The organism is Burkholderia sp. Ac-20379, from assembly GCF_017104645.1.
GTDB lineage: Bacteria > Pseudomonadota > Gammaproteobacteria > Burkholderiales > Burkholderiaceae > Burkholderia.
Window position 1 is genome coordinate 1 of record NZ_JAAGPF010000319.1, and the last position, 8,607, is coordinate 8,607.

Annotated in this window: 10 protein-coding genes; 8 read left to right on the forward strand and 2 right to left on the reverse strand. The window is 69.4% G+C overall.

Going from position 1 to position 8,607, the window contains the following annotated elements:
- The 5 genes from G3N92_RS27400 to G3N92_RS27420 all read left to right on the forward strand — a co-directional run.
- The coding region (locus G3N92_RS27400; protein WP_206130719.1) for a response regulator at window positions 1–1,256 on the forward strand (1,256 nt) is incomplete at its 5' end.
- 16 nt (window positions 1,257–1,272) lie between these two features.
- Window positions 1,273–2,145, forward strand: coding sequence for a CheR family methyltransferase (locus G3N92_RS27405; RefSeq protein ID WP_206130720.1), 873 nt, complete (start codon window positions 1,273–1,275; stop codon window positions 2,143–2,145).
- A gap of 5 nt (window positions 2,146–2,150) precedes the next feature.
- Entirely contained in the window at window positions 2,151–2,756 is a 606-nt protein-coding gene (locus tag G3N92_RS27410) for a chemotaxis protein CheB (protein ID WP_206130721.1), read from the forward strand.
- Entirely contained in the window at window positions 2,756–3,883 is a 1,128-nt protein-coding gene (locus tag G3N92_RS27415) for a hybrid sensor histidine kinase/response regulator (protein ID WP_206130722.1), read from the forward strand. The genes G3N92_RS27410 and G3N92_RS27415 overlap by 1 nt, the downstream gene beginning before the upstream one ends.
- A 49-nt stretch (window positions 3,884–3,932) precedes the next feature.
- Window positions 3,933–6,377, forward strand: a complete 2,445-nt coding sequence (locus G3N92_RS27420; protein WP_206130723.1) for a PAS domain S-box protein — start codon at window positions 3,933–3,935, stop codon at window positions 6,375–6,377.
- 27 nt (window positions 6,378–6,404) lie between these two features.
- Here the strand turns inward: G3N92_RS27420 and G3N92_RS27425 are convergent, their stop codons facing one another.
- Window positions 6,405–6,935, reverse strand: coding sequence for a hypothetical protein (locus G3N92_RS27425; protein WP_241015050.1), 531 nt, complete (start codon window positions 6,933–6,935; stop codon window positions 6,405–6,407).
- Window positions 6,936–6,978: 43 nt separating this feature from the next.
- Between G3N92_RS27425 and G3N92_RS27430 the strand changes: the two genes are divergently transcribed.
- Entirely contained in the window at window positions 6,979–7,128 is a 150-nt protein-coding gene (locus tag G3N92_RS27430) for a hypothetical protein (protein ID WP_206130728.1), read from the forward strand.
- 62 nt (window positions 7,129–7,190) lie between these two features.
- A complete protein-coding gene (locus G3N92_RS27435) occupies window positions 7,191–7,589 on the forward strand; it encodes a VOC family protein (RefSeq protein ID WP_206130725.1) in 399 nt (132 codons plus the stop codon).
- Between the two features lie 25 nt (window positions 7,590–7,614).
- Here G3N92_RS27435 and G3N92_RS27440 read toward each other — a convergent pair whose 3' ends face one another.
- Complete coding sequence (locus tag G3N92_RS27440) at window positions 7,615–7,965, reverse strand: helix-turn-helix domain-containing protein (protein WP_241015051.1); 351 nt, start codon at window positions 7,963–7,965, stop codon at window positions 7,615–7,617.
- Window positions 7,966–8,048: 83 nt separating this feature from the next.
- On the opposite strand from G3N92_RS27440, the gene G3N92_RS27445 reads away from it, so the two are divergent.
- Window positions 8,049–8,607 (forward strand): SDR family NAD(P)-dependent oxidoreductase (locus G3N92_RS27445; RefSeq protein ID WP_206130727.1); only part of this gene is annotated, 559 nt, incomplete at its 3' end.

An 8,607-nucleotide genomic window follows, 5' to 3' on the forward strand; every position in this document is an offset into this window, starting at 1 on the left:
CCGGCCCGCACGGCCCGCACGACGCCGCGGCGGCCGCCGCGCAACCGATCGCCGACGACCGGCACGCGCGCCAGCGGCCCGGCCGCCTGATCCTCGCGATCGAGGACGATCTGGTGTTCGCCGGGATCCTGCGCGATCTGGTGCACGAGCTCGATTTCGATTTCGTCCACGCGGCCGACGGCGGCTCGGGCATCGCGCTGGTGCGCGAGATGCAGCCCACCGCCGTGCTGCTCGACGTGGGCCTGCCCGATCACTCCGGGCTGACCGTGCTCGAATGGCTGAAGAACGATTCGCTGACGCGTCACATCCCGATCCATATCGTGGCCGCCACCGATCACACCGCGAAGGCGCTGCACCTCGGCGCGGTGGGCTACACGCTGAAGCCGGCGGCGCGCGCCACGCTCGAATCGGCGATCCGCCGCCTCGAAGGCCGCCTGCAGCATCGCTTGAAGCGCGTGCTCGTGATCGAGGACGACCTGGCGATGCGCGAGAGCATCCGCGTGCTGCTCGCCAACGAGACGACCGACATCGTCGCGGTGGACACGCTGGCGCGCGCCCTGGGCGAGCTCGAGCGCAACGAGTTCGACTGCGTGGTGACCGATCTCGCGCTGCCCGACGGCACCGGCTACGACCTGCTCGAACGGCTCGCGACGGATCCAGCGCGCACGCTGCTGCCGGTCATCGTCTACACTGGCCGCACGCTGTCGGCCGACGAGGAGCACCGCCTGCGCCGCTATTCGAAGTCGATCATCATCAAGGGGGCGCGCTCGCCCGAGCGCCTGCTCGACGAGGTGACGCTGTTCCTGCACAGCGTGGAATCGGCGCTCGCGCCCGAGCAGCAGCGCATGCTGCGCACGGTGCGCCAGCGCGACGACGTGTTCGAGGGCAGTTCGATCCTGCTGGCCGAGGACGACGCGCGCAATATCTTCGCGCTGTCGCACGTGATCGAGCCGCTCGGCGCGAAGCTGCACATCGCGCGCAACGGCCGCGAGGTGCTCGAGGTGCTCGAACAGGGCCACAAGATCGACCTGGTGCTGATGGACGTGATGATGCCGGAGATGGACGGACTGGCCGCCACCGCCGCGATCCGCCAGGACGTGCGCTTCCTGCAGTTGCCGATCATCGCGCTGACGGCCAAGGCGATGGAGCACGACCGCATCCGCTGCATCGAGGCGGGCGCCGACGATTACATCTCGAAGCCGATCGACATCGACAAGCTCGTGTCGCTGTGCCGCGTCTGGCTGCGGCAGCGTTGAGATGGAACCCGACCGCATGGACCCTCTGGCCCCCATCGATCCGACCGACCCCGCCGGGCCGGACGCCGAGCCGCGCCTGTCGGATTTCGATCTCGAACTGAAGCTGCTGCTCGACGCGATCTACCTGAAATATCAGCACGATTTCCGGCATTACTCGATGCCGTCGCTGCGCCGCCGCCTCGCGCAGGCGCTGACGGAGTTCGGCCTGTCGAGCCTGTCGCAGTTGCAGGACCGCATGCTGCGCCGCGAGGAGGATTTCACGCGGCTGTTCCAGTACCTGACGATCCAGGTCAGCGAGATGTTTCGGGATCCGGCCTATTTCAAGGCGCTGCGCGAGCACGTGCTGCCGATCCTCAAGACCTATCCGTCGATCAAGGTATGGGTGGCCGGGTGCAGCAACGGCGAGGAGCTGTGGTCGCTGAAGATCCTGTTCGAGGAGGAGGGGCTGACCGAGCGCACGATGTTCTATGCGACCGACATCAACCCCGATGCGCTGGCGCGCGCCGAGGCCGGCATCTACACGCTCGACCGGATCGCCGGCTTCTCGCGCAATTACCTGGAGGCGGGCGGCAAGCGTTCGCTGTCCGACTACTATCACGCGGCCTACGGCGGCGCGCGCTTCTCGACGCCGCTGCGCGACCGCGTGGTGTTCGCCGATCACAGCCTGTCGACCGACGAGGTGTTTCTCGAGGCGCATCTGGTGTCGTGCCGCAACGTGCTGATCTATTTCGATCGCGAGCTGCAGGAGCGCGCGCTGGCGCTGTTCGAACGCACGCTGGTGCGGCGCGGGTTCCTGGGCCTCGGCATCAAGGAAAGCCTGCGCTTCTCGGGGCAGCACCCGGCGTTCGAGGATTTCCGCGAGCGCGAGCGCATCTACCGGAAGCGCTGACGATCATGAGCGAATCCTCCTTGTCCCCATCGCCCGCGCCGCGCGCCTACCAGGCCGTGGCGATCGGCGCGTCGGCCGGCGGCGTCGAGGTGCTGGGCGTGCTGCTCGGCGCGCTGCCGGCCGACTTCGCGGCGATCGTGATGGTGGTGGTGCATCTGCCGGCCAATGCGCAGAGCTATCTGGCGCAGGCGCTCGCGCGCCATTGCCGCCTGCCGATGATCGAGCCGGACGCCGGCGAGCCGCTGCTGGGCGGGCGCGTGTATCTGGCGCCGCCCGATTATCATATGCTCGCCGCCGACGACGGCACCGTGGCGCTGTCGGTCGATGCGCGCGTGGGGTTCTCGCGGCCCTCGATCGACGTGCTGTTCGAATCGGCCGCCTATCGCTTTCGGCGCCGCCTGCTGGGCCTGCTGCTGTCGGGCGCCAACGACGACGGCGCGGCCGGCCTGGCCTGCATTCGCGCCGCCGGCGGAACGGCCTGGGTGCAGCAGCCGGAGTCGGCCGAAGCGCCCGTCATGCCGCGCGCGGCGATCGCGCGCGGGGCCGTCGACGCCATTCTTTCACCGCTCGCGATGGCCAGCCGGCTGGCGAGTTTGCCCGTTTACTCCTGATGCACACCATGGCTCCTGTCAACATTCTCATTGTGGACGACATCGCCCACAACATCACGGCATTGCAGGCGCTGCTTGCCCGGGATGGCATCAACCTGCTGGTGGCGCAATCGGGAACCGCGGCGCTGGAACTGCTGCTCGTGCACGACGTGGCGCTCGCGCTGCTCGACGTCAACATGCCCGACATGAACGGCTTCGAGCTGGCCACGCTGATGCGCGGCAGCTCGCGCACCGCGCACGTGCCGATCATCTTCCTGACGGCCACCTCGGAGGAGGCGTCGCGCACGTTCCGCGGCTACGAGGCCGGCGCGGTCGATTTCCTCTACAAGCCGATCAACCCGGCGATCCTGCAGGCGAAGGTCGAGGTGTTCGTGCAACTGGAGCGGCACAAGCGGCTGCTGGCCGAGGAATTGCAGACCACGCGCGATCTGCTCGAAGCGAACGAGATGCTGATGGCGGTGCTCGGCCACGACCTGCGCACGCCGCTCGGCGCGGTGCTCGCCTCGGCCGAATACCTGCTGCGCGATCCGGCCGGCACGCAGACGGCCGCGGTGGCGGGCCGCATCAAGACCAGCTCGCTGCGCATGGCGCGCATGGTGCATCAGTTGCTGAACCTCGCGCGGCTGCAGGGCGGCCGGCTCCAGATGCAGCGCCAGCCCGCGCAGCTCGGCACGCTGTGCCGCGCCGTGGCCGACGAATTCCGCACCAGCGAGGGCGGCGACTTGATCGTCGTGACCGAGCGCGGCGATTGCGCCGGCGTGTGGGACGGCGACCTGCTGTGGCAGGCCGTCTCCAACCTGGTCAGCAACGCGCTGCAATACGGCGCGCCCGATTGCCCGGTGACGATCGACGTGGACGGCGAGGCGGCGGGCCGGGTGGTGGTGAAGGTGCGCAATCGCGGCGTGATCGCGCCGAACGTGGTGCCGCACCTGTTCGAGGCGTTCGGGCCGAGCGCGGCCGGCACGCCCAAGCGCGCGGGCCTCGGCCTCGGGCTCAACATCGTCCAGAAAGTGATCCAGATGCACAAGGGCACCGCGCGCGTGGAGACGAACGAGGCCGATCACACCACGTTCCGTCTCGAGTTGCCGCGCTCGGACGAAGGCGGCGACATCCGGCCGCTCGTATAGACCCAACGCGATCGACGCGACCGATCGACGAGACAACAGTCATCCAATCATGACGAGTACAACCACACATCAAGCCGGTCCGGCGGGGGACTGGGAGCGCAACTGGGTGCAGGCGACCGGGGATTACGCGATCTGCACGCTGGCGCCGGACGGCCGCATCCTGAGCTGGAATCGCGGCGGGGAGCGCATTCACGGCTACCGCAGCGCCGAGATCGTCGGGCAGCATGTCTCGGTGTTCTATCCGGCGCCCGAGCGCGCGGCCGGCGTGCCCGGCCAGGCGCTGGCCGCCGCCGCCGAACACGGCCGCCACGCCGGCCTCGGCTGGCGCCTGCGCAACGGCGGCGCGCCGTTCTGGGCCAACGTCGTGCTGACCGCGCTGCGCGGCGACGACGGCACGCTGCTCGGCTTCGTCGAGGTGGTCGACGACGTCAGCGACACGAAGGCCGCGCACGATTCGGCGCTCGAGAACGAACGCCAGTTCCGGCTGCTGGTGCAGGGCGTGGTGGACTACGCGATCTTCATGCTGTCGCCCGACGGCCAGGTGGTGAGCTGGAACCCGGGCGCCGAGCGGATCAAGGGCTACACGGCCGAGCAGATCGTCGGCTCGCATTTCTCGCGCTTCTACACGCCCGAGGACGTGGTCGGCGGCGTGCCGGAGCATGCGCTCGCCACCGCGCGCCGCGACGGGCGCTTCGAGGCCGAAGGCTGGCGCGTGCGGCGCGACGGCAGCCGCTTCTTCGCGCATGTCGTGATCGACGTGATCCGGCACGACGGCGCGATCGTGGGCTTCGCGAAGGTGACGCGCGACATCACCGAGCGGCGCCGGGCCGCCGAGCAACTCGAGCAGACGCGCGCCGCGCTGTTCCAGTCGCAGAAGATGGAGGCGCTCGGCCAGTTGACGGGCGGCGTCGCCCACGATTTCAACAACGTGCTGCAGGTGCTGCGCGGCAATCTGGATCTGCTCACGCATCGCCACGAGCACGACCCGTGGACGCTCGAACGCTTGCAGAAGGCGGTCGACGCGACCGAGCGCGGCTCGCGGCTCGCCGCGCATCTGCTCGCGTTCGGGCGGCAACAGGCGCTGCAGCCGCTGGTGGTGAGCCCCGAGCGCCAGTTGCGCGACATGGATTCGCTGCTGCGCCGCACGCTCGGCGACGCCGTCGAGATCGAGACGGTGGTGGAGCCGGCGCTGTGGTTCGCGATGCTCGATCCGCATCAGTTCGAGAACGCCGTGCTCAATCTCGCCGTCAACGCACGCGAGGCGATGCCCGACGGCGGCAAGCTCACGCTCGAGCTGTCGAACGAGACGCTCGACGACGGCTACGTCGCGGCCGAGCCCGACGTGCCGCCGGGCCAGTACGTGATGCTGGCCGTGACCGACAACGGCGTGGGCATGTCGCACGACGTGCAGGCCCGCGCGTTCGAACCGTTCTTCAGCACCAAGCCGGACGGCATCGGCACCGGCCTGGGCCTCAGCATGGCGTACGGCTTCGTCAAGCAGAGCGGCGGGCATATCCGCATCTACAGCGAGGCGGGCTACGGCACCACGGTGAAGGCGTATTTCCCGCGAAGCTTCGACGCGCTCGCGGAGGCGCCGTGCGCCATGCCGGAGACGCCGCAGCGCGGCAGCGAGACGGTGCTCGTGGTGGAGGACGATCTCTCGGTGCAATCCACCGTGATCGACACGCTGACGGGCCTTGGCTACGACGTGCTGAAGGCCAACGACGCGCATCAGGCGCTGGCCGTGATCGCCAGCGGCGTGCGCATCGACGTGCTGTTCACCGACGTGGTCATGCCGGGGCCGCTCGGCAGCCCGGAGATGGCGCGTCTGGCGAAGCGGCAATTGCCGGCGCTCAAGGTGCTGTTCACGTCGGGCTACACGCGCAACGCGATCGTGCACGGCGGGCGGCTGGATCCGGGCGTCGAGTTGCTGAGCAAGCCTTACAGCCGCCAGCAATTGGCCACCAAGCTGCGCCGGATGCTGAGCGCGGGGGGCGAGGGTGGCGCGGAGGCCGAGGTGGCCGAGGTGGCCGAGCCGATCGCCATCGAGCCGATCGCCGTCGAGCCGATCGCCGTCGAACCGATCGCCATCGCACCGGCCTTGAACGGCGCGGCCGTTGCCGCCTTCGATGCGGCCGCCGCGAACCGCGTGATGGTGGTCGACGACGACATCGATTCGCTGGAAGCCACCGCGATGCTGCTGGAGATGCGCGGCCTCACGGTGCTGAAGGCCGACCATCCGCGCAAGGCGCTGACGCTGCTCGAAGCCGAGCCGTGCGGCGTGTTGCTGACCGATCTGGCCTTGCCCGATATCGACGGCATGGAGCTGGCGCGCCAGGCGTTCGGCCTGTATCCGGGCATCGGCGTGATCTTCGCGTCGGGCCACGCCGTTTCGCGGATGCAGGCGTTCGATTTCGCCTGGACGGCGCTGCAGAAGCCGTTCGATGCGGATCAGCTGTTCGGCGCGGTGGAGAAGATTTTCCAGCGCGCGTGACGGTGGAAGCGGGGCCGGCGCGATGGCCTACCGCGCCGCGCCGCCGCTGCCGCTGCCGCTTCCGAATACCGCCCGGTAACGCGCGCGCCCGGCCGCCAGCGGCGCGCCGAAGTCGAAGCCGCGCGCCAGCATCGCCTCGAAATCCGCGTGCGCGATCTTCATGACGTAGCCCGTTTCGGTCGCCACGAGCCGGCACGGCGCGCCGTTCGCCACCGAGCGGTTGAACCAGTTGCCGGCATCGGCGCGCCCGGCGCGTTCGGTCTTGCCGTCGTGCTCCAGCGCCCATTCGCCGTCGAGCAATATCCAGTCGTCCGAAGCATCGTTGCCGCCGCCGTCCCGGCAGGTGGCGATCACCGATCCTTCCCGCACCTTCCATTCCCTCGAATGCGCGATCGTCCATTCGAGCTGTTCGGTCGACAGCGCCGCGAAGAACGGCGTGCGGCGCAGCAGGAACCGGTAGGTGACGGCTGGTTGCATCGACAACCGGCCGGCCGCGTCGGGCTCGGCCTGCGCATGGCAGCCGGCCGTCGCGGCGAGCAGCGCGGCGGCGAGCGACAAGGCGATCAGGGGGCGTAGCAGGGGGCGACACAGGGTGCGAAACATGGCGTTCGGTTCGGACATGGCGGGCAGGATGAGGGCGGCGCGGCATCGCATGATGGGCCGGCCCGCGGCCGATGTCATTGCCGTGCGCGAAGTTCTGAATTCAACCGGCGCGAACGAACCGTGCGCCGTGGCGCGGCCGTTCTGCTGACAGGACGATGTCAGCAGCCTCCTCGTAGCATGCGTCGGCTTATCGACTCGAGGAGGACCCTCATGAACTTCGTTTCAACCCGCATCATCACCGGCGACATGCGCCGGCTCGTCGGCTTCTACGAAATGCTCGGCCTCGCGGCCACCTGGTACACCGACGATTTCGCCGAGCTCGCCACGCCGTCGTGCACGCTGGCGATCGGCAGCCAGCGCTCGATGGATCTGTTCGGCGCGGGCGCGGCCACGCCGGGCAGCAACCGTGCGGCGATCGTCGAGTTTCGCGTGGACGACGTCGACGCCGCGTTCGCGCGGCTCGAACCGCACCTGACCGATGTCGTGCAGGCGCCGGTCACGCAGCCATGGGGCAACCGATCGGTATTGTTTCGGGATCCCGACGGCAATCTCGTCAACCTGTTCACGCCGGTGACCGAGGACGCGATCCGCAGGCTGGCGAAGGCCTGAGCCGGCGGGCCGGCGGCTCGGGCGTTCAGGCCGGGTGCCGCGCCGAGAATTGCCGCGCGGCGATCAGCACCGGCAGCAGTTGCCGGCCCATCTCCGTCAGCTGATATTCGACGCGCAGCGGTTTCTCGCCGAAATCGATGCGCGCGATCAGGCCGTCGGCGGCCAGCTCGCGAAGGTGCTGGGTCAGCATCTTCTGCGAGATGCCGGGCAGGTCGCGCTTCAGTTGCAACGTGCGCAGCGCCGGATCGGCGTACAGCCGGAACAGGATCGGCAGCTTCCAGCGCCCGTGGATCATGCGGATCACGCGCGCGACGTGCGCCACCGAGCCGTCCGGGCCGAGGCAGGCCTCGCGCGCCTCGGGCGAGGCGGGTGTCATGGGCACCCGAAAGTGCGTACTTGTGTCGTTCATTCCTGCTCTCTATCGTGGCCGCTTCGTTGACGAAGCCTGAGGGATGAACGATGGATTTGCAATTGCACGGCAAGACGGCGCTGGTGACAGGCAGCAGCAAGGGCATCGGCGAGGCGCTGGCCCGCACGCTCGCTCGGGAAGGCGCGTTCGTCGTGGTGCACGGCCGCGATGCGGCGCTGGCCGCGCGCGTGGCCGGCGAGATCGCCGGGCAGGGCGGGCGCGCGGCGTTCGGAGCGGGCGACCTGGCCGACGACGAAGCGGTGCGACGGCTCGGCGAGGATGCGCAGGCCCGCGTCGTACGCATCGATGTCGTGATATACGTCGCGGGCGGCTCCGGCTGCGCGCGCCACGATTGGCGCGGCACGCAGGCCGGCGCGTGGGCCGCGGCCTACGACCGCAACGTGCTGGCCGCCGTGCGCGTCGCCACGCGCTTGCTGCCGGCCATGCAGGCGGCCCGCTGGGGGCGCGTGATCAACATCTCGAGCCTGGCCGCGACGATCCCGCCGCCCACCGCGCCCGACTACTCGGCCAGCAAGGCCGCGATCAATGCGCTGACCGCGTCGATGGCCAAGGCCGTGGCGGCCGACGGCGTGACGGTGAACGCCGTCT

What these genes read in the sequence shown, in the direction of transcription:
- G3N92_RS27405 (WP_206130720.1), top strand. Translation starts at nt 1,273, where the DNA reads ATGGACCCTCTGGCCCCCATCGATCCGACCGACCCCGCCGGGCCGGAC.
- G3N92_RS27410 (WP_206130721.1), top strand. Translation starts at nt 2,151, where the DNA reads ATGAGCGAATCCTCCTTGTCCCCATCGCCCGCGCCGCGCGCCTACCAG.
- G3N92_RS27415 (WP_206130722.1), top strand. Translation starts at nt 2,756, where the DNA reads ATGCACACCATGGCTCCTGTCAACATTCTCATTGTGGACGACATCGCC.
- G3N92_RS27420 (WP_206130723.1), top strand. Translation starts at nt 3,933, where the DNA reads ATGACGAGTACAACCACACATCAAGCCGGTCCGGCGGGGGACTGGGAG.
- G3N92_RS27430 (WP_206130728.1), top strand. Translation starts at nt 6,979, where the DNA reads ATGGCGTTCGGTTCGGACATGGCGGGCAGGATGAGGGCGGCGCGGCAT.
- G3N92_RS27435 (WP_206130725.1), top strand. Translation starts at nt 7,191, where the DNA reads ATGAACTTCGTTTCAACCCGCATCATCACCGGCGACATGCGCCGGCTC.
- G3N92_RS27440 (WP_241015051.1), bottom strand. Translation starts at nt 7,965, where the DNA reads ATGACACCCGCCTCGCCCGAGGCGCGCGAGGCCTGCCTCGGCCCGGAC.